At 45.2% G+C, this 24,876-nt stretch carries 15 protein-coding genes; 7 read left to right on the top strand and 8 right to left on the bottom strand.

Features of this window, described 5'->3' with window-relative positions:
- Nucleotides 1-56 precede the first annotated feature (56 nt).
- The 3 genes from F7D47_RS13395 to F7D47_RS13385 all read left to right on the top strand — a co-directional run bounded on the left by F7D47_RS13395 (nucleotide 57) and on the right by F7D47_RS13385 (nucleotide 2,337).
- Nucleotides 57-395: a helix-turn-helix domain-containing protein gene (locus tag F7D47_RS13395; protein WP_022121265.1), complete on the top strand. Its 339-nt coding sequence runs from the start codon at nucleotides 57-59 to the stop codon at nucleotides 393-395.
- The gene (locus F7D47_RS13390; protein ID WP_153085241.1) at nucleotides 392-1,486 is read left to right on the top strand and encodes a type II toxin-antitoxin system HipA family toxin; all 1,095 of its coding nucleotides are present in this window, start codon (nucleotides 392-394) and stop codon (nucleotides 1,484-1,486) included. Before F7D47_RS13395 ends, F7D47_RS13390 begins: the two co-directional genes overlap by 4 nt.
- A gap of 407 nt (nucleotides 1,487-1,893) precedes the next feature.
- A complete protein-coding gene (locus F7D47_RS13385) occupies nucleotides 1,894-2,337 on the top strand; it encodes a hypothetical protein (RefSeq protein WP_153085242.1) in 444 nt (147 codons plus the stop codon).
- An 81-nt stretch (nucleotides 2,338-2,418) separates the two neighbouring features.
- On the opposite strand, the gene F7D47_RS13380 is transcribed toward F7D47_RS13385, so the two are convergent.
- Nucleotides 2,419-4,770 (bottom strand): beta-glucosidase, encoded by a 2,352-nt coding sequence (locus tag F7D47_RS13380; RefSeq protein WP_153085314.1) that lies wholly within the window; start codon nucleotides 4,768-4,770, stop codon nucleotides 2,419-2,421.
- A gap of 413 nt (nucleotides 4,771-5,183) precedes the next feature.
- On the opposite strand from F7D47_RS13380, the gene rhuM reads away from it, so the two are divergent.
- Nucleotides 5,184-6,179, top strand: coding sequence for a RhuM family protein (gene rhuM, locus F7D47_RS13375; protein WP_153085243.1), 996 nt, complete (start codon nucleotides 5,184-5,186; stop codon nucleotides 6,177-6,179).
- 260 nt (nucleotides 6,180-6,439) lie between these two features.
- Here rhuM and trmB read toward each other — a convergent pair whose 3' ends face one another.
- The 7 genes from trmB to F7D47_RS13340 form a co-directional block, all read right to left on the bottom strand.
- The gene (gene trmB / locus F7D47_RS13370) at nucleotides 6,440-7,210 is read right to left on the bottom strand and encodes a tRNA (guanosine(46)-N7)-methyltransferase TrmB (RefSeq protein WP_022121261.1); all 771 of its coding nucleotides are present in this window, start codon (nucleotides 7,208-7,210) and stop codon (nucleotides 6,440-6,442) included.
- A 95-nt stretch (nucleotides 7,211-7,305) separates the two neighbouring features.
- Nucleotides 7,306-8,016: an ABC transporter ATP-binding protein gene (locus F7D47_RS13365; protein WP_117692930.1), complete on the bottom strand. Its 711-nt coding sequence runs from the start codon at nucleotides 8,014-8,016 to the stop codon at nucleotides 7,306-7,308.
- Between the two features lie 36 nt (nucleotides 8,017-8,052).
- Entirely contained in the window at nucleotides 8,053-9,453 is a 1,401-nt protein-coding gene (locus F7D47_RS13360) for a DUF5687 family protein (protein ID WP_153085244.1), read from the bottom strand.
- Between the two features lie 279 nt (nucleotides 9,454-9,732).
- Nucleotides 9,733-10,695, bottom strand: a complete 963-nt coding sequence (locus F7D47_RS13355) for a glycoside hydrolase family 43 protein (protein WP_117692926.1) — start codon at nucleotides 10,693-10,695, stop codon at nucleotides 9,733-9,735.
- Between the two features lie 46 nt (nucleotides 10,696-10,741).
- Complete coding sequence (locus F7D47_RS13350; protein ID WP_118085852.1) at nucleotides 10,742-11,866, bottom strand: endo-1,4-beta-xylanase; 1,125 nt, start codon at nucleotides 11,864-11,866, stop codon at nucleotides 10,742-10,744.
- 37 nt (nucleotides 11,867-11,903) lie between these two features.
- Nucleotides 11,904-13,337, bottom strand: a complete 1,434-nt coding sequence (locus F7D47_RS13345; protein WP_022121255.1) for an MFS transporter — start codon at nucleotides 13,335-13,337, stop codon at nucleotides 11,904-11,906.
- Between the two features lie 65 nt (nucleotides 13,338-13,402).
- On the bottom strand, nucleotides 13,403-14,605 hold the full coding sequence (locus F7D47_RS13340) for an SGNH/GDSL hydrolase family protein (RefSeq protein WP_153095699.1): 1,203 nt from the start codon (nucleotides 14,603-14,605) through the stop codon (nucleotides 13,403-13,405).
- 251 nt (nucleotides 14,606-14,856) lie between these two features.
- Between F7D47_RS13340 and F7D47_RS13335 the strand changes: the two genes are divergently transcribed.
- From F7D47_RS13335 to F7D47_RS13325, 3 genes are all read left to right on the top strand, one after another.
- The gene (locus tag F7D47_RS13335) at nucleotides 14,857-18,777 is read left to right on the top strand and encodes a hybrid sensor histidine kinase/response regulator transcription factor (RefSeq protein WP_153085246.1); all 3,921 of its coding nucleotides are present in this window, start codon (nucleotides 14,857-14,859) and stop codon (nucleotides 18,775-18,777) included.
- A 91-nt stretch (nucleotides 18,778-18,868) separates the two neighbouring features.
- Nucleotides 18,869-20,875 (top strand): alpha-glucuronidase, encoded by a 2,007-nt coding sequence (locus F7D47_RS13330; protein WP_153085247.1) that lies wholly within the window; start codon nucleotides 18,869-18,871, stop codon nucleotides 20,873-20,875.
- A gap of 796 nt (nucleotides 20,876-21,671) precedes the next feature.
- Entirely contained in the window at nucleotides 21,672-24,857 is a 3,186-nt protein-coding gene (locus F7D47_RS13325) for a SusC/RagA family TonB-linked outer membrane protein (protein ID WP_153079652.1), read from the top strand.
- The last annotated feature ends 19 nt before the right edge of the window (nucleotides 24,858-24,876 follow it).

Raw genomic sequence — 24,876 nt, 5'->3', positions numbered from 1 at the left:
AACATTATTTTTTGTATCTTTGCAACTGATAATATCTTATTATTATCCAAACGATTATGCAAGAAACGAATAATATATTAGCAATATTAGATAACTACCTCCACGACAATCCTGATGAGATTGCAAAGGAGATGGCAAACGACTTCAGAAAACGAAGAATAGAGAAGAATCTGACACGTGAGCAAGTGGCAGACAAGTCAGGCGTTGCCGTCAGCAACATCACCAGATTCGAGCAAAAGGGCCTCATCTCCCTCAAAAATCTGATTGGTATCGCCATAGCTTTGGACTACACCTCAGAAATCAAGAACGTCTTCTCGCAACCCAAGTACTCCACCATGGAGGAGTTGCAACAGATAAAAAGAAACGCTAACAAGAAAAAGGCTTACAGACAATGAAACATATAGAATCTTTAGCCGTAAAATATCACCAGGAGAAAGTCGGCACACTGGCATTGAGTGCCGATGGAAAGGTATGCACATTCGAGTATGACAATCAGTGGTTGGCATCTGGCTTTAGTATATCTCCGTTGGAATTGCCACTGAAGCCTGGTCTTTTCATTGCCAAAGCCACCCCTTTCAACGGGAACTTTGGCATCTTCGAAGACAGCCTTCCCGATGGATATGGTAGATACCTATTGCATAAAACCTTGCTAAAAGAGGGTATCAACGACTTTGAGCTATCTGCTCTCGACCGACTGAGCATCGTGGGCAATGGAGGTATGGGCGCATTGACCTACGAACCTATAACTTCTGTCCAGACAGGACACGAGATAGAGGACTTTGACCTTTTACAAGCCAAAGTCTTGGAAGTATTGAAGGAGCAACAGGATAATGACGCAGGATTGCTATTATATAATAGTGGTAATAGTGGCGGTTGTCGCCCGAAAGCCATTTTTACAAATGAGGATGGTCATTGGTTGGTCAAGTTTCGCCATACCTATGATCCACAAGATATGGGAAAGCAAGAGTATCATTATAATGAGATAGCCAAGCAATGTGGTATTCAAGTACCAGACTTCAAACTGATAAACGACAAGTATTTTGCCTGCCGTCGCTTCGACATTTCTCCAACAGGCGAACGCATTCACGTAGCCACAGCTGGAGCCTTGCTCAACGTTTCCCTTTCCAACCCCATTCTCGATTACCTTAACCTTTTGGCACTTACCGGTTATCTTACCCAGAGCCAAGAGGATGTGGAGGAGATGTTCCGCCGCATGGTTTTTAATTACATAATGGACAACAAGGACGACCACTGCAAGAACTTCTCTTTCTTGGTTCAGAAAGAGAGCGATGGCAAATGGCACTGGCATTTAGCTCCTGCCTACGACCTCACCCATTGCACCGAGGGATATAATGGAGAACACGCAACATCTGTAAATGGAACTGGGCATCCGACCGTAGAGGATATGATTGCCGTTGGCGTAAAGAATAAAATGAAGGAAAAGAGATGCCGCGAAATCTACGAAGAGGTAACCGAACAATGCTAGAATAAAAGCGAACTATCTGCGTGCGCTGTGTGGTCTATTCCTTACAACGGAATTACAATAAAAAAGCCTCTATCTCTTTTTCTGGGATAGAGGCGTTTCTGTTTAATCTATTTCATTTTGCACAAACCACGAATTATTTCTGCTTCAGATAGTTCAACTGAACCTTAGGAGCGCAGGCATTGCTTGTCTTCTCGGTGTATTCAGCAACCTTTAAAGTAGCAGTACCCTTGATATTGCCCCTTTCTCCAATCTTCCAGATTCCTATAGGGGTACATATTTCTAGAACCTTATTAACGCAATACTATAATTATAAATAAAAATATAATTTTCCTTAAAAAACATCACAAAAAGATACATTTTATGAAATAAATGATATATTTGCAGTAAATTTTTAAATAACAAAGCATATGAAACGAACATTATCCACACTTTTCGCAATCATTGCCATTTTTTGTCTGACAAGTTGTAGCAGTGATGAAGAAGATTACAGAATTACAGGGGTGTACGAAACGACCCACAATGATTTATATCTACCACATACTGTTATCAACAGCAAGGAAGAGTTAAAGAATTACATACAACAATACCTGGTCACCTGGGAAAGTACCCTAAACAAGGAACTTGAAGGCGACTTTTCAAATTATAGTATAATTTCATATTGCTATTATACAAGCATCAAACCTCAGAAAATAGAATATACAGAGGACAACAATAATATTACTGTTTACTGTGAATGCGGCATGCACGTTGAAATGGCGTTACCTTTATGTTACTTTATCAAGGTTAAACCGAAAATACCATCCAACGCCAAAGTAAACTTAGTCGTTAATGGAACGGAGATTCCTAATTAGCAAAAAGCCTATCACTTGACAATCAATCAAGTGATAGGCTTTCTTATTAACACATTATCCTTACTTTCGGAAAAATATTACCTATTTCTGCTTCAGATAGTTCAACTGAACATTAGGAGCGCAAGCATTGCTTGTCTTCTCGGTGTATTCAGCAACCTTTAATGTAGCAGTACCCTTAATGTTCTCCACATCGCTACCTACCTTGAAGAGATAGTTACCTGCATCTACCTTCCACTGGCTGTTAGCCTCATCGAAGCTGGCAAGATCGCGCTTTTCGAGGGTCATCTTCAAAGTCTGGCTCTCACCTGGATTCAGCAACTTGGTCTTGCCGAAGGTCTTGAGTTCCTTGGCTGGCTTCTCGTAAGCACCCTTTGGAGCGGTGACATAAACCTCAGCAACTTCCTTGCCGGCAACCTTACCGGTGTTCTTGATGGTTACGCTAACCTCGATGTTGTTGCCTTTTGCCTTGACTGATGGCTTGCCAAACTCGAAGGTTGTATAGCTCAAGCCATAACCGAAAGGATAAGCCACATTCTTCTTGAAGGTATCAAAGTAGCGATAACCTACGTAGATATCCTCCTCGTGGTTGCTATAGTCGTAACCCTTGATGTTGCCCTTGCTCCAATCCAACAGATTCTTGTAGGTGTACATATCGTAATCCTTGGCAAAGTTGGCAGTAGATGGATGATCGGTAGCTGCGATAGGCCAGGTCATGGTCAACTTACCCGATGGATTTACCTTACCGGTCAGGATATCAGCAACAGAGTTGCCGCCCTCGATACCTGGCTGCCAAGCTACGAGAATAGCATCCACACGGTCTCTCCAACTGGCAGTCTCCATCACAGAACCAGAGTTGATGATGACAATCACCTTCTTACCCTTGGCATGGAAAGCATCAGATACACGGAAAATCATATCCTGCTCTATCTGACTGAGGTTGAACTCACCATTGATCTGACGATCCATACCCTCACCTGCCTGACGGCCGATGGTGATGATGGCAGCATCTGCCTTTGGCTCCTCGCTAGCTACACAGCGCTCAGTAATCTCGATTTCATCGAGCTTTGGCTGACCCTGATCCAGGAACCACATCATCGGATTCTTGTCTGCCTTCAACTTTGCCTTGGCATACTTCACATAATTCTGATAGATTTCCGTAAGCTGAGGAGTAGTTGCCACACCGATATTCTTCAAACCGGTTACCATATCTACAGAATAGCCTACATTAACGGCTCCACTGCCAAGACCACCCGACATGAAGTCGTAAGAGTTGACACCGAAGAGCGCCACGGTCTTCAAGCCCTGGATAGGAAGAGCTGCATCATTCTTCAGGAGCACCATACCCTCGGTAGAACTCTGACGGGTGGTGGCAGCATGAGCCTTCAAGTCTGGCTCACCACTATATTTATATCCCTTGAATCGAGGAGTCTTCACGATATATTCGAGCATACGGCGAACATTGCGGTCCACATCCTTGATATCCAGCTTGCCATTCTTTACTGCATCAACAATATCCTGCACCTGAGCTGGATAACCCGGCATCATCAGGTCGTTGCCAGCCTCAACTTCCTGTTCCAGAGGAAGGTCGGCACGCTTACCAATCCAGTCGGTCTCCACGATTCCCTTATATCCCCAATCGTTGCGGAGAATATCAGTAAGGAGGCCCTTGTTGCCCTGGGCATAAACACCATTAATCTTATTATAGGCAGACATGATAGTCCAAGGATTGCTCTTGCGAACCATCATCTCGAAACCCTTCAGATACAACTCACGGAGAGCACGCTGGCTCAATCGCTCATCCACCTTGGTACGGTCAGTTTCCTGAGAGTTCACGGCAAAGTGCTTGGCACTTACACCCACGCCCTGGCTCTGCACACCTTGTACAAAGGCGGTTCCGATAAGACCCGTTACGATTGGGTCTTCTGAATAATACTCAAAGTTACGGCCGCAGAGCGGATTGCGATGCAGGTTCATACCCGGTCCGAGCACAACATCACAGCCATACTCCAGGGTTTCGTTACCGATAGCCTCACCCACCTTGCGCACCAGGTCGGTGTTCCAGGTAGAAGCCAGACAGGTTCCGATAGGGAAACCGGTGGCAAAGTAGCTACGGCTGTCACCTTCGCGATGAGCATCAATATGAACTCCGGCAGGACCATCACACTGTACGGTAGCAGGAATGCCGAGACGAGGGATGGCTACAGTAATACCCGCAGCACCCGGCACGAACTTCTTCTGATGTCCGAGCATAGCGCCACTGCCCACGAATCCATCGTTACCACCGCCCACAAGCATCTGGGCTTTTTCTTCCAAGGTCATCGCCTTGATCACTTCGTCGATGTTATTGGCATTCAGTTTGGGTGCTGATTGCGCCATCATTGTAGTTGCCATCGCTCCAGCCGCAACGGTAAGAGCCAATTTCTTGTAGTTCATCATTTTGTCGTTTATTTCGTTAGTTATTACTTTTCTGTTCTTTTAGTCGTTTCGTCAGTTCCATGCAGTCCCTGAGAATACTGCATTTCTTCAAAAACTTGCTGCAAATATAATAAAATAAGGTGGAAACGCCAAGCATTTCCACCTTTTTTTCTTGAATTCAACAAGATTATTCCCGGATTTAACAAAAGGTATAGGAAGAACATAACATACTATACATATCCCCAACCTAAGACTAGTCCTGATATTTAATCAGGAAGTAATCAAAAACAAAACATTCCTTCCATTAAAATCTTTCGCAAATTTCATCAAAAAGAAGAAAAAATACTCGAAAACCTTGTAGGAATCAAACAATTATCGTATCTTTGCCGAATTATCCAAAAGTTGGGTACTAGGGTAAGGACATTTAAATAATGAAAGGTATGGAGCAGAGAAAATCTTCCATCGAAATCTATCGTTCTCCAGAGGGCAACATAGAGCTGAATGTAAAATTAGAGAATGATACCGTTTGGCTTACACAAAGCCAAATGGCAGAGTTGTTTGGTCGTGACAGAACTGTGATTTCACGACATGTCAATAACTGTTTTAAAGAAGGTGAACTCGACCCAAATATCACATGTGCAAAATTTGCACATATGGGTATTGACGGAGACCAAACCTACGAAACAACAATGTATAACCTAGATGTCATTATCTCCGTAGGCTATCGTGTAAAGTCTATCAATGGTACCAGATTCCGTCAATGGGCTAATTCTATCTTGAAGCAATACATTATCAAGGGTTATGCCATCAACCAGAAGCGCCTAGACAATTACAACGAACTGAAAGAAGTGGTTCGTTTGATGTCACGTGCGATTACATTACAAGATCAGGTTTCAGAAGGCGAATATAACGGACTGTTCAATGTCATCAGCGACTATGTTTATGCCCTGGATACTCTCGACAAATATGATTATCAGACATTACTCATAGACAAGACGACTCAAGCCGAGCCGTTCCATGCCACCTACGAAAATGCAATGGAAGCCATCAATGCTTTGAAAGAAAAGTTTGGAGGCAGTAAATGGTTTGCCAATGAGAAGGATGATTCATTCAAGAGCAGCATAGGTCAGATTTACCAAACCTTCGGCGGTGAAGAACTCTACGCTTCGGTAGAAGAAAAAGCAGCCATGCTGCTCTACCTTGTCGTAAAAAACCATTCATTCAGCGATGGCAACAAGAGAATTGCGGCCATGCTTTTTCTTTGGTTTATGGAGAAGAATGGCATTCTGTATGCAGAAAATGGACATAAGAGAATTGCCGACAACACACTCGTTGCCCTGACTCTGATGATTGCAGAAAGCAGAACTGAGGAAAAAGATGTAATGGTAAAAGTAGTCGTCAACTTGATTAATAAAGACAATCAATAAGAATTGCTATTTTAAAGCCGCACAACAGCTGTTCTACGCATGCACAACAGCTGAAAGACAAGCGCACAACAGCTGATGTGCGACCGCATATCAACTGTTGTGCGCTTCGAGATACTTACTGTTCCAACAACTTCTATTGTATCTCCGAACAACTTCAGTTACTTCTTTCAGATACTTATGACGCATTCTTCAAACGCCAATAACGCTTGAGGAAAGGCATTCAAAGCATTGCGGAAGCTTATTCAAATCATTGTAGAAATCTACTTCGCTGTATCCTTTGAGCTTCGCTTATCACGGCGATAACTGCGATAATCATCCAGCGGAATCTCAATATCAGGTTCCACCAGTTCACCCTCACGTGGCAAGGCAAACTTCTGATACTTGATGTTCAAGCCACGTTCTATCCACATACTCTCATAATAGGTCTGGATAGAGAGAATCTTACGGGTTTCCTCATCGATGCCCTCCTGATGATAGAGGTCCTCTGTGCGGAAGAGCACAGGCAGATGGTTGCCATCCACCATATAAGTAGTATAGGTGAAGAGGAAGTTGGAGTCCGTCTTCAGATGGATGATGCCGCCATCCACGAGGAAATGGCGATAACGGTTCATGAAGTAAGTAGATGTAAGACGCTTGCGAGGATTCTTCATCTGCGGGTCAGAGAAGGTGAGCCAGATTTCCTGCACCTCATCCTCGGCAAAGAAGCGGTCGATAATCTCGATGTTGGTACGGAGGAAAGCCACGTTCTTCTGTCCTTCCTCTATCGCTTTCTTGGCACCGGTCCACATACGTGCGCCCTTGATATCCACACCGATGAAGTTCATCTCAGGATAGAGCTTGGCAAGTTCCACGGTATATTCACCCTTGCCGCATCCCAACTCCAGCACGATAGGATTATCATTGTGGAAATACATCTCACGCCACTTGCCCTTCATATCGAAAGGCACGTCATCTACTACACTATATGGATACTGGAACACGTTCTCGAAACGCTCCATATCCGCAAACTTAGCTAATTTTCCTTTGCTCATTGATTCTTTTTTCTTCGTTTGGGTGCAAAGGTAAGCATTTAACGATAATTATACAAATCATATCATGGAATTTGTATAATATTAACGGAAAAAGTTTATTCCGCCTGAATACCGAAGTACTCGTTGAGTTCGGCGATGGCAGCACCATCGGCATTAGGAAGATCCTTCACCAGCTTGCCTTTCTCCAGCAGGAGGATGCGGGAGGAAATGTCGGCAACGAAGTTGAGGTTATGGCTGGAGATGATGACCGTGGTGCCCTGCTCCTTGCAGATGCGCTGAATCATGTGGGCGATAGTCATCTGGGAAGAAGGATCGAGATAGTTGAATGGCTCATCCAGAAGAAGAACCTTCGGATTGATGATCATCGCTCCGATAATGCCAATCTTCTGGCGGTTGCCCTGAGAAAAATCGCGGAGATACTTTTTGGTTCCCATGATTTCATCGTGCATAAAGCCCTCAAACTGAGCCAATCGCTCCTGCAGGGTTTCATCGTCAATGTGATAAACATCAGCGATGAAATCGAAGTATTCTTCAGGGGTGAGGAAGTCGATGAGGAATCTGCCGTCGATGTAACTGCCGGTATATTCCTTCCAGGTCTCACTCTCGTTCACCTTCTGTCCATTGCTTTCCACGAAACCGTCATCAGCCTGAATCAGGTCGAGAATCAGACGGAGCAAAGTGGTCTTGCCCGCACCATTATTACCTACGAGTCCTATCAACTCGCCCTTTGCAACACCCAGATTATCAATATCGAGTACGGTATTGCCATTATATATCTTTTTGAGATTCTGAATCTTGATATCCATTATTCTAATGTTTAATGTGTAGTGTTTAATGTTTACTTAGCTTTCCATAAACTTCTCCATGCGCTTATACTTGTTCTTCTCGAAGATGGCAGCAATCTTGGCGATGAACCATTTATGGATGGCGATGCTGAAGACTGCCAGCGTTACGCAGGTGACAAACCATGCCGTCTCACCGAAGAAATGATAGATGGCACAGACACCAGCCAGCGGGAAGAGAAAGGCGATGGCATAAAGATTGATCTTCAGATTAGCTCCCTGCATGCTGAACATGGAAGTCTGGAATATCTCCAGACGGGAAGAGAAGAGTGCCGTCGGCAGATTGAAAAGATTGATGAATACCGCCAGACAGAAACCGCTGATAAGCACCTGGATTCCGATTCCTACCTGCAGGAAAAGGAACGGAAGGGTGAGCAACAAGGCTATCGCACTCACTACCATATAATAATAGAAGCAATTCTGCAGCATCTGCTTTACCTTTACCGGCTTAGTCATCAATCCATGAAAGAAGTTCGCCTCAATGCCAAAGGTCCATTGCGACAACACCACCGATGGCAGCAGAATGGCACCCGCCACATAAAGGGTAGTCATAGCCACCTTGTCCCCCATTTCCTGTCCCGCTTCTGCTGGAAGCAAGGCAAAGAGATAGGCATCGAAAAGGAAGATGGCAGTAATCATAATCACCATCGTACGGACACGCTTTGCTCTCAATGTGCCGATATATTGCAGACTGAAGAGGTTGATATGGCTGAAACCACGGAACCTGGAAACCTTCTGTTTCTGCTCGTTATAAATCTTTTCGTGATAGAGATAGATGGTAAGTCCGGCGAATACCGCTCCGGCAAGGAAGAAGATACCTATCCATCCCATCCATACCGGGAAGAAGGAAGCCACAAACATATACCCTATCAGCACGGCAAACATTCCCATCCATCCCAGTATCAAAGGCCATTTCAGAATCCACTCCGTAGCCTTGCGGTAGCAGGTGATGTAGATGCCGTCAATATAAGAAAACGCCAGGAACAGAAAGAAGCTGGCAATAACCTGACCTACAGGCAGGAGATAGATAAATACCGAAAGCATAAGCACCGGAAGCACATAGTTCCAGAAGCTCACGAGATTGGTGGTGAGCAGGAACTTGTTCCAGATTTTCTCTGGCACAGGGCGCGACTTCACATAATCATCCATCGCCGTAATATCCCGCTTCATCACCATCTTCATGATAATGTCTGGAATCAGCATACCGACAACGATACCAGCTCCCAACAGGGCAGGCATGTCTTCGCCCCCAAGTTCTCCCCCATTCTCGGTGAAGCTGAGAAAGAAGCTCACACCCATCACCACATACAGGAAGATGATGTAGCACGCCACGAAGGCATCTCTCTTATGGAAGTTACGGCGCTGCTGCAACCACCCAAGCCTTAAAAGTAATCTCAACATAAATTATTCTTTTTATGGTTTACGGGCACAAAGGTAAACAAAAATATCCGAAATCTCCTACAAAATGATAGAAATAACTTAAAAATAACATTAGATGAAAAGTAAGAGAAAACAGAAAGAGAAGAAAAGAAAGAATAGGAACATACGCAAAAACGGCATCTCCTCACGAAGATGCCGTTTCTTCCAAACTAACATTAACTTATATATCAACTATTCATCAAAACTATTATAAACCTAAAAGTCAACTCTAACGTATGTCATCTAATACTTATAATACTCTTATTCAGGCTGAACCGGCAAGATGTTATCATCCTCATCATAGAAGAGAGGAGCCACCTTTACGCTGCGAAGCCAGGTTGTATCATTTGATGGCACACAGTCGTGATGGAACAGATACCACTGTCCCTTGTACTCACAGATACTGTGATGGGTTGTCCAACCTACTACCGGTTCCAGAATGACGCCCTTGTAAGTGAACGGACCATAAGGATTATCACCTACAGCATAGCAGAGATAATGAGTATCACCGGTAGAGTAGCTGAAGTAATACTTGCCCTTATACTTATGCATCCAGCTGGCCTCGAAGAAGCGATGTGGATCATCAGCTGGCAATACATTACCCTCTTCGTCAACGATGACAACTGGCTTTGGCATTTCTGCAAACTGCTGCACATCATCCGTCATCATGGCTACACGAGATGGCAATGGATTCTCCTTGCCCTCTGGAAGATGCTCATCCTTCAGTGCCTTGTTGTCCTTGTACCACTGAAGCTGACCGCCCCAGATACCACCAAAGTAGCAGTAAATCTTGCCATCATCATCCTTGAACACGCAAGGGTCGATGCTGTATGACTTGCGGATTGGGTCGGCATTCGGAACGAAAGGACCTTCAGGCTTATCAGCCACAGCCACACCGAGATGGAACACGCCATTATAATCCTTGGCAGAGAAGATGAGATAGTACTTGCCATCCTTCTCTACTACATCGTTGTCCCACATCTGCTTCTCAGCCCATGGCACATCCTTCACATCGAGAATCACACCATGATCGGTTACCTCACCTTCCATCACATCGTCCATAGAGAGAACATGATAGTCTTTCATCTGGAAGTGACCGCCATCATCGTCGAAGCTTTCGCCGCTATCCCAGTCATGAGATGGGTAAACATACAGGCGACCGTTAAACACATTGGCAGATGGGTCTGCCATATAATCCTTTGGGAACAAATATCTTGCTTTCATTGTTGTTTATTATTTTAAGAGATGTACAATATTATCTAAAGAGATTTTACTTAAAGAGATTGACGATTTCCTTCACCACTGGCTTCACCTCGTTGTTACGATCGATGAGCAGTGGATAGTTGGTTCTGCCAGGGATAGGCCAGCCATTCAACCAAGAGTGACCATCGTTGACACCCCAGAAGGTAACACGACTGATGACATCCTTGTGACGCTCTACAATCTTAAAGAGATCAAGATAACGCTGGTTGAAGAGTTTCTGCGCCTTCTTGTCAAGTCCCTTCACGTATGGATTGTACTTCTTCTGAAGTTCAAACTTCTGGCTGATTTCCGCTCCGCCGAATCCTTCCGGATTAGGAAGCATGTTCATATCCAACTCCGTCAGCATCACCTTCACGCCTTCACCAGCAAAAGCCTCGATGCTCTTCTCATACTCAGCATAGTCAGGATAATCAAAACCATTGTGGCTCTGCATACCTACTGCATCGATACGGAGACCCTTAGCCTTCAAATCGCGAACCAGCTTGCAGATAGCCTCTCGCTTAGCTGGCTTCGAAGTAGAATAATCATTGTAGTAGAGTTCTACGTTTGGATCAGCCTCATGAGCAAAGCGGAAAGCCAACTCGATGAACTCCGGACCGATAATCTTATAATATAAAGACTTGCGGTAAGAGCCATCATCCTCGAAAGCCTCGTTCACAACGTCCCAACCCTTTACTCTACCTTTATAATGAGTAACCACATTCATAATATGGTTATACATTCTGCCGATAAGCACTTCACGGCTTACCAGATTACCCTTATCATCGGTAAACATCCACTTAGGTGGCTGAGAATGCCAAACCAGACAATGACCTATCAAGGTCTTGCCGTTCTTCTCTGCCCAGTCAGCGAGTTTATCGCCATCAGTGAAATCAAAGCGATTCACCTCCGGATGATTCTTCTCGCCCTTCATACAGTTTTCGGCAACCACCTGGTTAAACTGTTTCTTCACTACTTCCTCACCTGCAGGGTCTTGTCCATTAGGCAAATCGGTATTAATGGCAGCACCTACCAGGAAGTACTTACCCATAGTTTCCTGGAATGTTGGGATTTGAGCTGCTGAGTTCGCTTTTTGAGCGAAAGCTGTTGAAGCAAGCATCAGCCCCAGTGCCAGAGTTGTGATCTTTTTCATATCTTATATCTATTTTTCTCGTTAATAATTATAGTCTCTAGTTTTCTTCCTTGTGTCGGGCCTCAATCTTCTTGTTGATGTCGTCGATAACCTCATCGGTCAACTCATATTTAGAGATGATGAACATCGCCAAGCCCAACAAGATGGCAGGAATTACGCATACCAGCCAACGGATACCCTCCTGTGCCAGAGGAGTCTGCTGCTCCAGATCATTCATGAAGTAAGCACCGGCAGCATTACCTACCGACATCATGGCGAAGGCTGTAATGAAGAAGAGCGCCACGATACGGAGAGGACGGTTGTGGAAGAATTCTGTCCACAGGTCACTCACCTTAACATTCTTGGTTTCCTTCTCATCCATTACCACACGCTCCTTGGTTTGGGTAAAGCAGAATACCAGAAGGGCGAAACCTACCAGGGCAAAAATCAGCATGGCAACAAACCAAGCATTACTGTCGGTAGGAAGAGAGTTGCCCTCCTGAGCAGCTGCTGCCTGATAACCGGTCCATGCAAGAACTGCACCAGGAATAACACCACCCAAAGCCATACCTGCCTTATAGAAGATACCGGTCAGGGCATTGACGATGCCGGCAATACGCTTGCCGCTGGTAAATTCTGCAAAAGAGATAACCTCTGGAATCAGAGCCCACATATATCCTGTAGCTACGATTACGCCTGTTGATTTGATGAACTGAGCGATATAAACCAGCGTGATATGATCCTTTACAGGTCCCATCTTGCTGATGATATAAAGCATCGCCATACCCACGATAGCCACAGTAAGGAAGATATAGAACATATTCTTCTTGCCCACCTTTTTCTTGATGGCAGGAACCAGTGGCATAAAAATGAAGGATGGCAAAGAGCCCAAGCCCATGAAGAGCGCCATCTCGATAGGAAGATCCTTGGCTGCAGCAAGCATGGCTACCAGGATAGGTACACCTGCCGATACACAGAGTCCACCCACATTTGCCATGAACATACGTACAGAGGTGAGAATGGTAATCTCGTCTGTATCGCGAGTCAGCGAAGAGTTCAAGGCTCCGTAAGGCACATTGATCAATGTATAGAGCATCGACAAGCCTACGTATGTTACATAAGCATAGATGAGCTTAATGGTTTCTGTCTGTCCCTCCATACCATTCCAGAAGCAGAGGATGGCAAGTACGGTGAGCGGCAAACCCGCCAGAACGAGATAAGAACGATACTTACCCCAACGTGGATTATGCTTATCTACATAAGTTCCCACCAATGGGTCCCAGAGTACATCCACCAGGCGAACCACCAAGAACATGGTGGCAGCCACACCCGGATTGAGACCGTAGATGTCGGTGTAGAAGAACAACAGATACATGCAGATGGTCTGGTAGATGAGGTTTTGTGCCAAGTCTCCAGATCCGAATCCGATGCGTTGTAGCCAATTCAGTTTGTAGAATCCCTTAGATTCCTGTGTTACAGATGTCTGTTCCATATTTTATTCTGTCATTAAGTTTACACCTTATTACATATATAACATAAAAGATGCATATAATATATTTACTTCAATTTCTCTGCGGCAAACTTGCCCATTGCCTCATATCCCTTCGGATTGAGATGCAGCCAGTCGTCAGAATACTCTGCCTTCAGACGCTGAGGATCTTTCGGATCACGGGTCAGCTCATCGAAATCGATGACTCCATCAAAGGCACCACTTTTTCTGATCCATTCGTTCACGGTCTGTCGCATCGCCTCGTGCCAGAAAGAATACCAGCCGTTTCCCTTGGTTGGGGTGATGGTTCCGCCATACACCTTGATTCCCTTAGCCTTGGCTTTCGCTATCAGCACCTTGTAGCAGGCAATCAGGGTATCTGTTACATGTTCATAATTTCCTCCGCAGCAACCGATATCGTTGGTTCCCTCAAAGATGATGAGCTTATCCACACCTGCCTGTCCCAGGATATCACGGTCGAAACGCTTCATGGCTGGTTCGCTCAATCCGCCTTCCACTACGCAGTTGCCACCGATTCCGAGATTCAACACGCCGTATGGTTTCTCTGCATTCAGGGCATCCGAGAGGAAATCGGTCCAACGGTTCTGATGGTTGGTAGTACTTCCACGGCCATCGGTAATAGAGTTTCCGAGGACAGCCACCACTGGGGTAGCCTTATCGGTCTTCACATCAATGGCAGAAAGATTGTACCAGTGATCCACCTCCTCGCCATCATCAAAACTCTTATCCATCGGTTTAGGAGTACGATGCAAACCGTTTACTATATAAGATGTGGTACGTGAACCACGATGGGATGTTGCATTCACTGGAGTCTGCTTGCCATAGTCGATGGTAATCGTGAGGCGCTGTCCACTCTTCAAGGCATATTTCAAATCATCTGAGAAGATAGCCTTGCCTGGAGCGATGGTTACATTCTTCTTGCCATTAAACTTGAGATACTTCACGGTCTTACCATTCACAAACCAGTTGCTGTTCTTATCGGTATCTGCAATATACACCGATTTGATTTCTACCGGCTCCTTACTCTGCTCGTTGCTGAGCTTCACTCTGAGTTCCTCTCCGCCAAAAGATACATGAACCACTTGTCGACAAGAACGGTTGCTCAAGCTTTCCTTAGGCATATCTCCTTTACCAGTCCATTCCACTGCAGTAGCCCAAGATCCTTTCCATACCTTCTGGGCAAAAGCTACAGAACTTGACGTAGCCAACACGAGCGCCAGCGATAAGATTTTGATTGTTTGTCTATTCATTGTTATTATGATGCCTTTAATGTTTCTATTGTTGTTGACGATGCAAATTTACTAATAAGTAATGAAATAACAGGTATTTAATAGTTACCATTACTTTTCTATTTGTTTCATACCTGCAAAAAGGGCACAAAAAGATAAAGAAACAAAAAGAAACGAAACATTTTGTTGCATTAGAATTTGTTTCTTTCATTGTTTTTTGTTACTTTTGCAGCCGTAACAACCTAATTTAAACAAGAAAACGGACAGAAAATATGAAGCATATCAGACATTGCCTCACGGCACTCTTCGCTATCACCATCTCGCTCATGGTATGGGCAGACAGTGGTGAACTTTTCACATCGGGCAAACTGTCAAGTTCGCTCATCAACTGCATGGTGCAGGATAAATACGGATATATCTGGGTGGGAACCGAATACGGACTCAGCAAGTTTGACGGCTACCGCTTTACCAACTATCTGCACAACGAAGAAGACACAACCTCCATTACCGACAACATTATCTCCGACCTGCTGGTAGATAAGAAAGGTAATCTATGGATAGGTTGTGCCAAGGGACTGATGCGCTATAATTATGAGACGAACGATTTCGCCCGTCTCCAGTTTCCTGATGGCAGGAAGCCACGTATCTATTCAATGGTAGAAAGTCACAATGGCGATATCCTGCTGGGTACAGCAGGATATGGTCTCTATTCTGTAAAAGACAGAAATACCCAGAAAGGAACAGACAACCTTTTCACTATCAGACAGGAAAGGCAATACGCTGAGCGCGATTCTGATGTATTCTTTACCCATATCTACGAAGATAAGCATCATTATCTCTGGCAGAGTAGCCACCTTTCTATCTTCACCCGTTTCATCAAGAAACAAGGCAAGGTGCAGCGCAAAGACTTCAAATCGCCATGCGGAGCACCTGTGGCTTTCATCCAGCATCGCCCGCAGACCATGCTCATCGCCTGCATGTATGGCATCGTCTATTATGATTACCGCACAGGCCGCATCGCTGATGCCGGCTACGACTTTGGCAGTTATAAGAATAATGTAACCATCAACAATGCTACCTTCGACCACGAAGGCAACCTCTATATCAGCACCTCCGAGCATGGTGTTCTCATGATCAGAAAGGGAAGCAACAGGGTAGAACAGTTAGAGAACAGCAACAGCAGTTTCAATCTGGCTACCGCCTTCGTCAACGAAATCATCGAAGATAAGGACAACAATCTCTGGATAGGATGTTACAACAAAGGTCTGTACCTGATCAACCAGCGCCAGCAGGCTTTCAACAGCTGGAGTTTCTCTGCACAGAACTACATCATCGGCAGCAGCGTTTCATCTATTGCACAAGGCGAAAATGGTGAAACATGGTGTACGGTACAGAACAGTGGTGTGTTCTGTTTTGATGCTTCAGGCAAGATTATCGCTCACCCTCAGTCACCTGCAGGTACCGGCATCATCTATAAAGACCGACGTGGCGATTACTGGATCAGCAATGGCAGCGCACTCTACAGCTACAACCCTCATACAGGTACATACCAGCAGAAACTCACCTTTACCAGCGCCGGCATCTACTGTATGACCGACGATGCACAGGGCAACCTTTACATTTCTGTATACAGCAAAGGCCTATATATATATAATGTGGGAAGCGGCAAGGTTACCGTTCTGAACATGCAGCAAAGAGGCAACAGAGGATTTCTCTGCAACGACTGGGTGCGAAGCATGGCACTCGACCATACAGGCCATTTATGGATAGGAACCTCTAATGGAGTTTCCTGTCTCAATACCAAAACGCTCAGTTTCAAGGATTTCGGATGGCTCAACATTCTGAAAGACAGACAGGCGAATGGTATCTGCGAAGGAAAGAACGGCGATATTATCATCGGTACCGAAGAAGGACTCTATCTGTTTGACAGAAAGAGCAACAAGACGAAGAACTTCCCTCATGCGGAAGCGTTGAAAGGCAAGCAGGTATGCAGCATCATCAAAGACCAGAAGGGTGACTTGTGGGTAAGTACAACCATGGGCATCTGGCAGTACGAACAGAAGAACAGACAGTTTATCGGGCACATCAACGGCAACGGACTTACTACCCGTGAGTACGTGCTGGGCTCTTCCATGCATACCGCCAGCGACCTTATCGCCTTCGGAACCAGTGACGGTATCACAACCTTCTATCCTGACGTTGTCAGAGCCAAGAAGATGGAACTGGGAGATGTACATCTCACCAACTTCATCATCGACGGAAAGCCAATCAACTGTATGGTCAAAGACTTCAGCATTCCTTACTCCCAGAATTCATTCACTCTGGAGTTCTCGCTGCTCAACTACAGGAACACCGATAATATCAGTTTCCAATACCGCATCAACGACGGCAAATGGAACAGCACCAACGAGGGAGCCAATGCCGTAGCATTCAACAAGTTGAAACCGGGCGACTATACGCTGGAGGTGAGAGCTACCAGCAATGGCAGATATTCCAAGAATCCTACCATCATCAACATCAAGGTATGCGACCCTTGGTATGCATCACCCGAGGCATATCTCCTCTATATCCTGATCATAGCAAGCGTCATCCTGTATGTTATCTATACATACGAGCGCCGCCGCAAGGCAGACCTGGAAGAGACCAAGATGCAGTTTCTCATCAATGCCACCCACGACATCCGCTCGCCGCTGACATTGATCATGGGACCGCTCAACAAGCTGAAAACAAGATTAACAGATGCCGAAAGCAAACAGGATATCGATACCATCGACCGCAATGCCCAGCGCCTCCTGCTTCTGGTAAACCAGATACTTGATGAGCGAAAGATAGACAAGAACCAGATGCATCTCCATTGCCAGGAGACTCCGCTCAAGGATTTCCTGCATGGCATCGTATCGCTCTACCGCTTCAATGCACAGGAGCGCAACATCACCCTTGAGCTCAAAGAAGACGAAAGCCTCAGCAGCGATAAAGGCAAGCTGAAGGTTTGGATAGACCGCATCAACTTTGACAAGGTTATCTCCAACCTGCTCTCCAATGCCATGAAGTATACCTTTGATGGCGGCGAGATTACTGTTATCATAGGTAAAGGCGAAAAGAATGCCACCATCAGGGTAGAAGATACAGGCATCGGACTGAAGGAAGAGAAGACCGACCGCCTCTTCGAACGTTTCTATCAGGGAAACAACAGCAGCGGTCTCCATATCGAAGGAACCGGTATCGGACTCAACCTCTGTAAGGCATTTGTAGAAATGCACGGAGGCAAGATCAAGGCCTACAACCGTACCGACGGCATCAAGGGTTCCTGCTTCGAAGTAAGCATTCCGCTGGGCAACAGCCATCTGCAGCCAGGCGAGATACTGGAAGAAGAAGACAAGAAGGAGCAGGAGATTACCAAAAAGAAAGTACAGGCCAACCGCAACTTCAATATCCTGATAGTTGACGATGACAGCGAGATTGCCCAATACATCAAGACAGAACTGAGCGACTGGTACCGCTTTGAGCGTGCCTGCAACGGCAAGGAGGGTTTGAAGATGCTGCTCACCGGCAAGTACGACCTCGTGATAAGCGATGTGATGATGCCGGAGATGGATGGAATCACCATGCTCAAGAACATCAAGAACAACAGTAACATTAGCGATATTCCTGTCATCCTGCTCACCTCAAAGAGCGAGGTGGAACACCGGTTGGAGGGACTTCGCAGAGGAGCCGATGCTTTCCTGGCAAAGCCTTTCGACATGGAAGAGCTGCATATCCTTATCGACAACCTGGTGGATAATGTGCGACGCATCCGTGGCAAATACAGCGGAGCACAGGGCCAGAAGGCGAAGATTGAGCAGATTCAGGTAAAGGGCAACAACGATGCCCTGATGGAACGCGTGATGAAATATATCAACGCCCACCTTGCCGATCCCGACCTCAATGTAGAGAAACTTACCGAGAAGGTAGGTATCAGCCGTGCACAGCTCCACCGTAAACTAAAGGAGATTGCTGGTGTTTCTGCCGGAGAATTTATCCGTAACCTCCGACTGGAACAGGCGGCACGACTCATCGAAGAGGGGCAGATTAATATCACGCAGGTAGCCTACTCTGTAGGTTTCAACAACCAGACCCACTTCTCTACAGTGTTCAAGAAACACTATGGCATGTCGCCTAGCGAATATGCTGAAACAAAAAGAAAAGAGAAATAAACAACAAATAAAAGAGAATAAGGTATTTTTTCGTATCTTTGCAGCAGAAACAACAATAATACAAATTAACAATCTGCAAAGATATAAAGATATGAAGAAATACCTTATTTTATTAATTACGGTACTTACATCACTCCATGTTTCTGCACAGAGTGATGGCTCACAGTTATGGCTAGGAAAGCAGTATGCTAACTCATGCCAAGTCATCTCACAGTTGCCTAATGATGCAACAGCCAAGATTGCCAAGCAGGAGTTAGAAAACAACTGGCGTGGCAAGAATGTTGAGCTCAAGATAGACAAGAGTCTCAATCTGGGCGAGGGCTATAACATCTACGCCCGTCCTGCCCAGCAAGGCGACAACATTCAGTACGAAGCAACTATCACCGCCAGCAATCCTATCGGTTTGCTCTATGGTGCCTACGAGTTAATTCGACTTCAGAACACCGATGCCTACAACACAGGTAGCGGTAATCAGCAGAACTTCAGCAAAGCTATTGATGAGACCGAGAAGCCACAAGTGGGTCTCCGCATTCTTAACCATTGGGATAATCTCGATGGCAGCATCGAACGTGGCTACGCCGGAAAGAGCATCTTCAAATGGGAAGAAATCAAACTCGGCAAAAACGGTAAGGGCGGCAGCATCAGCAAGAGTCTGCACGACCGTCTCATCACCTATGCCCGTGCCAACGCCTCTTTGGGCATCAACGGCAGCGTACTGAACAATGTAAACGCATCGCCAAAGATGATGACTGCAGAATATATTAATAAGGTGAAGGTCATCGCCAACATCCTGCGTCCTTATGGCATCCGGGTATACCTCAGCATCAACTTCGCTTCGCCTATGGCTTTAGGCTACACCAAGACTGCCGACCCACTGGATAAGAAGGTTCAGCAGTGGTGGCAGAAGAAGGCAAAGGAGATATATGCTACCATCCCAGACTTTGGCGGTTTCCTCGTAAAAGCCAATTCTGAAGGACAGCCTGGTCCTGGCGACTACCACCGCACACATGCCGATGGAGCCAACATGCTTGCCGATGCCGTCAAACCATACGGAGGCATCATCATGTGGCGAAGCTTTGTATATGGTGCCAACCATAAAGGTGAAGACCGTGTGAAACAGGCTGTGAGCGAATTTAAGGGAATGGACGGAAAGTTCCGTGACAACGTCATCTTGCAGTCTAAGAATGGTCCGCTCGACTTCCAGCCACGTGAGCCATACGCTCCTATCTTCGACAACATCAAACAGACTCCACAGATAGCAGAACTTCAGATTACCCAGGAATATCTTGGTCAGTCTAAGCACCTCACCTATCTCGCTCCTATGTGGAAGGAATTCTTTGGCTTTGTTAATCCAGACAGACTGGTTGGAATCTCAGGTGTAGCCAATATCGGTGATGATGCCAACTGGTGCGGTCATCCGTTCTCTCAGGCTAACTGGTATGCTTTCGGCAGATTGGCATGGAATCCTTCACTTACAGCCGAGGAGATTGCTCACGAATGGCTCGTACAGACCTACGAAAACCAGGACGAGCGATTCACCAAGCCGGTAGAGATGATGATGATGACTTCGCGCGAAGCTTGCGTCAACTATATGATGCCTTTGGGTTTGCACCACATCTTCAAGTTCGACCACCACTACGGTCCGGAGCCAGATGGTTTCATCGCAAGTTATCCTTTGGAATGGTGTCCGGTCTATTATCACAAGGCTGATGCTCAGGGTATAGGTTTCGACCGTTCATCCAAGGGCACAGATGCTGTCGGTCAGTACCCAGAACCATATCGCAGTCTGTATGATAACATCGAGACCTGTCCTGAGGAATACCTTCTCTGGTTCCATCATGTGCCTTGGACTTACAAGATGAAATCAGGCAGCACCCTCTGGCAGGAACTCTGTATGAAGTACAACATGGGTGTGGCGATGGTAGAAGTTTACCGCGACTTCTGGCATACCTCAGCCAAGCAGTATATGAAGGGGCATGAGCAGGAATGGCAACATACAGACTCTTTGCTCAATGTACAGTTGGAGAATGCAAAGGAATGGCGCAATACCTGTCTCAAGTATTTTCAAACCTTTTCTAAAATGAAGATCTATGAATAAGAACAATGTTTCTTCTACCGTAGACAAGTAATTAAAGAGGAAAATTCATGAAAATCTGTCGTAATCTCACTTTTTTATCGAGATTACGACAGATTTCTCGATTTAAGCCCCTAAAAGTCCTTAGGAAAATGTGATGAATATACTTAAAAGTCCTTAGGAAAATGTGATTTTCCTTGCGTAATTCACTGTTTATTAGCACCTTTGCCAAAACATATTTTTTAGCGTATGGAAAGACTACTTATATCCCAATTGTTAAAATGGAAAGACAGTCACGGAAGGAAGCCACTCATACAGGAAGGTGCAAGACAAGTTGGTTCGCACCAGTCTCTTGCCATACGAGAGAAATAACAGTTCAAAAACCATCAACATCCCCCTCTATATGCTCTTTGTTCTAGACAAAGAATTAAAGGCAGAAAGTTAGTATTTCAGCGAAAGCGGCAGTTTTTGACAAAACTGCCGCTTTCGCTTGTTTTTCATAAGCAAAAGTGTATAAAAACCGCATATTTATAACAAAATATCGAACAAAGTGCAACTTTTCTAGAAAAAAGTTTGGTGATTTCCTAAAAAATGCTTAATTTTGCAGCCGATTAAAAATATTATTAAAATTTAGTGAAGTTTGAGATACTTCCTTATATATAATAAGGTATGACAACATACCCACCCCCACCAGTTCGGGATAAGAGTTAGAGACAAGAAATGAGCCCCCACGCTCAATAAAAGTTGGGAGGATATGTAGTGAGAAAGAAATATAAAACATTATATATTTATTAATTAATTAATTAAACGAGAGAGATTTATGGAAAAAAGACTCATGACAGTAGTTGCAGGTCTTGCTCTTAGCACGAGCATGGCTTTTGCACAAAGTCAAATCTCTGGTCACGTAACCTCTTCTGAGGATGGCAGCCCTGTTATCGGTGCTTCTATCAAGGTTGCGGGCACTAACACAGGTACAGTTACCGATATTGACGGTAACTTCTCATTGAACGCTCCTGCCGGAGCCAAGTTGGAGATTACATACATCGGTATGCAGTCTAAGACAGCCAAGGCTTCTTCTGACATGAAGATTGTATTGGATGCAGACAATCATTCTCTGGCTGATGTCGTTGTTGTGGCATATGGTACAGCTAAGCGCCAATCTATTACAGGTTCTGTAACTGCTGTTGATTCTAAGGAAATCGAGAACCGTATCACTACTTCTGTAACAGGTGCGCTCGAAGGTGCTGCTCCTGGTGTACAGGTTAATAGCTCATACGGTGAGCCAGGTAAGGCTCCAACTATCCACATCCGTGGTGTCGGAACCTTGGTAAAGGATGCTGACCAGCCTCTTTATGTAGTAGATGGCGCAGCTTTCGATGGTAACATCTCTGAGTTGAACCCTAATGATATCGAGAGCATGTCTGTATTGAAGGATGCAGCTTCTGCTGCCCTTTATGGTAACCGTGCTGCCAATGGTGTCATCCTGATTACTACCAAGCGTGCAAAGTATGGCATCAAGCCTACTATCAATCTCCAGATCAACAATGGTGTTTACACTCGTGGTATCGGTGAGTATGAGCGCCTGAATGCTGACCAGTGGATGGAGGCATCTTGGTTGGCAATGAAGAACTACGCCATGTCGGGAAAGATGAATCTGGATGCTGCTGCGGCTGCTCAATATGCTACAACTCACTTGATTAGCGACTATGTAAAGCGAAATATCTACAATGCAAAGAATGATGCTCTGTTTGATGCAAACGGCAAGCTGATTGCTTCTCGCCTCTCTGGTTATGACGACCTCGATTGGCAGGATGGTGTTGAGCGTACAGGTCATCGTCAGGAGTACAACGTCTCTGGTGCTATAAGTGGCGAGAAGTTCAATGTTTATGCTTCTGCCGGTTACTTGAACGAGAAGGGTTATACCAAGAACTCTGCTTTCGAGCGTTTCACTGGTCGTATCAACTCTAAGTTCACTCCAAGCAAGTGGTTCGAGGCTGGTATCAACTTGAGTGCCAATGTATCTAATCGTCAGTTTAATGACAACGCTTCTGGTAATGCTTATGCTAACCCATTCTATACCACCCGTTACATGGCGCCTGTGTATCCTATGTATATGCATAATGCAGATGGCAGCTATGCGCTTGATGAGAATGGAGAGAAGCAGTTTGATGTAACCTCTGAGTACCTCTCTAACCGTAACATCGCATACGAGATGGTTGCTGACAAGGATAAGACCCGTCGTGCAGTAATCGATGCACAGGTTTATGGTAAGATTAATCTGCCATACAACTTCTCTGTGATGGTAAAGGCTAATGGTAATAACAGTACATCTAACCGCCAGACCTATAATAACCCTAACATTGGTGATGGTGCAGCAAACAATGGTCGTTTGTCCAGCCATGCATACCAGTATGCTACCTATACAGCCCAGGAGTTGCTGACATGGAATCAGACCTACGGTAAGCACAACGTAGATGTTCTTGCAGGTCATGAGAACTATAGCTGGGAGAGAAAGCTGACCCGTGGTATGAATACCAATATGGCTGTATCAGGCAACTTGGTGATGGGTAACTTCCTGACAAACTCATACTTCGATGGATTTAATGATGTAGATAAGACTGAGTCTTATTTGGGTCGTATCCGCTACAACTATGACGAGAAATACTTCGCAGACTTCTCATACCGCCGTGATGGTTCTTCCCGTTTTGCAAAGGATGCCCGCTGGGGTGATTTCTATTCATTCGGTTTGAACTGGAATGCCAAGAAAGAGAATTTCCTGCAGAATGTAGAATGGTTGAACGACTTGCGTGTACGTGCTTCTTATGGTGAGGTAGGTAACAATGCCGGTGTAAGCCTCTATGCTTATCAGGCTCTCTATGAGATTGACAAGAATGGTGGTAACACAGCCTTGATCAAGCAAACTTTGGCTGCTTCAAACATTAAGTGGGAGACAACTCAGACCGTTGATTTCGGTGTTGAGGGTAGATTGTTCGACCGTTTGAACTTCAGCATCGGTTACTTCGACAAGCGTTCTAAAGATCTTCTCTTCGAGGTTCGTTTGCCATATTCAGCAGGTTCATACCCTCATAATCCGGATATGTCTAATATGTCTCAGTATCAGAATATTGGTACCATTTCGAACCGTGGATTTGAAATCGCCTTGAGTGGTGAAATTATAAAGAACAAGGATTGGAACTGGACTGTTTCTGCAGATGCTACAACCTTGAAGAATAAGGTAATCAAGTTGCCTGGAGGTAAGGATATTCTTCATGGCGTACAGAAGTATTCTGAGGGACACTCTGCATACGAGTTCTTTACCTATCACTTCGCAGGTGTTGACCAGATGACAGGTAATTCTTTGTATGATATTGCCGATGACAAAGTTGAGGCAGCTAAGGCTGATGGTACACTTGTAACCATTAATGGCAAGAACTATACAACAGAGACAGCCAATGCTGAGCGTAAATGGGCTGGTACAGCTCTCCCATCTGTATATGGTTCATTCGGTACAAACCTCCGTTGGAAGGACTTGAGCCTCGGTGTATTGTTTACCTATAGCTTGGGTGGCAAGGTTTTCGATGCTTCTTACATGAGATTGATGAGCACAGCTTCTGCTTCATCAGCATCAGCTAACCATAAGGACATCCTGAAGTCTTGGAACGGTGTGCCTGAGGGAATGACAGAGACATCTCCAAACCGTCTCGATCCTAATGGAATTCCTGTCATCGACTTCAACCGCAGTACCTACAACAACGATACAAGTGACCGCTGGTTGACAAGCGCAGATTATCTCATCTTCAAGAATATCAACCTGAGTTACAACTTGCCAAAGGCATGGATCCAGAATATGGGTATCCAGGGCTTGCAGGTTAAGGCTGGTGCAGAGAACCTGTTCACACTTACAGCCCGTAAGGGTATGAACCCTCAGTACAGCTTCAGTGGTGGTTCTGATGATACATACGTAAGTGCACGCGTATTCAACTTCGGTTTGTCTGTAACATTCTAAGGGAATAATAAAATAAAGA

Source organism: Segatella copri, from assembly GCF_009494835.1.
Taxonomy (GTDB): Bacteria; Bacteroidota; Bacteroidia; order Bacteroidales; family Bacteroidaceae; genus Prevotella; species Prevotella copri_F.
The sequence above is the reverse complement of the archived record's forward strand: the minus strand, read 5'-3'. Positions and strand labels throughout refer to the sequence as shown.

Excerpts from the sequence above, each read along its gene's own strand:
- F7D47_RS13385 (WP_153085242.1), top strand. The coding sequence starts at position 1,894 with ATGAAACGAACATTATCCACACTTTTCGCAATCATTGCCATTTTTTGT.
- F7D47_RS13335 (WP_153085246.1), top strand. The coding sequence starts at position 14,857 with ATGAAGCATATCAGACATTGCCTCACGGCACTCTTCGCTATCACCATC.
- F7D47_RS13395 (WP_022121265.1), top strand. The coding sequence starts at position 57 with ATGCAAGAAACGAATAATATATTAGCAATATTAGATAACTACCTCCAC.
- F7D47_RS13380 (WP_153085314.1), bottom strand. The coding sequence starts at position 4,770 with ATGAACTACAAGAAATTGGCTCTTACCGTTGCGGCTGGAGCGATGGCA.
- F7D47_RS13390 (WP_153085241.1), top strand. The coding sequence starts at position 392 with ATGAAACATATAGAATCTTTAGCCGTAAAATATCACCAGGAGAAAGTC.
- F7D47_RS13365 (WP_117692930.1), bottom strand. The coding sequence starts at position 8,016 with ATGGATATCAAGATTCAGAATCTCAAAAAGATATATAATGGCAATACC.
- F7D47_RS13350 (WP_118085852.1), bottom strand. The coding sequence starts at position 11,866 with ATGAAAAAGATCACAACTCTGGCACTGGGGCTGATGCTTGCTTCAACA.
- rhuM (WP_153085243.1), top strand. The coding sequence starts at position 5,184 with ATGAAAGGTATGGAGCAGAGAAAATCTTCCATCGAAATCTATCGTTCT.
- F7D47_RS13355 (WP_117692926.1), bottom strand. The coding sequence starts at position 10,695 with ATGAAAGCAAGATATTTGTTCCCAAAGGATTATATGGCAGACCCATCT.
- F7D47_RS13325 (WP_153079652.1), top strand. The coding sequence starts at position 21,672 with ATGGAAAAAAGACTCATGACAGTAGTTGCAGGTCTTGCTCTTAGCACG.
- F7D47_RS13360 (WP_153085244.1), bottom strand. The coding sequence starts at position 9,453 with ATGTTGAGATTACTTTTAAGGCTTGGGTGGTTGCAGCAGCGCCGTAAC.
- F7D47_RS13330 (WP_153085247.1), top strand. The coding sequence starts at position 18,869 with ATGAAGAAATACCTTATTTTATTAATTACGGTACTTACATCACTCCAT.
- F7D47_RS13340 (WP_153095699.1), bottom strand. The coding sequence starts at position 14,605 with ATGAATAGACAAACAATCAAAATCTTATCGCTGGCGCTCGTGTTGGCT.
- F7D47_RS13345 (WP_022121255.1), bottom strand. The coding sequence starts at position 13,337 with ATGGAACAGACATCTGTAACACAGGAATCTAAGGGATTCTACAAACTG.
- trmB (WP_022121261.1), bottom strand. The coding sequence starts at position 7,210 with ATGAGCAAAGGAAAATTAGCTAAGTTTGCGGATATGGAGCGTTTCGAG.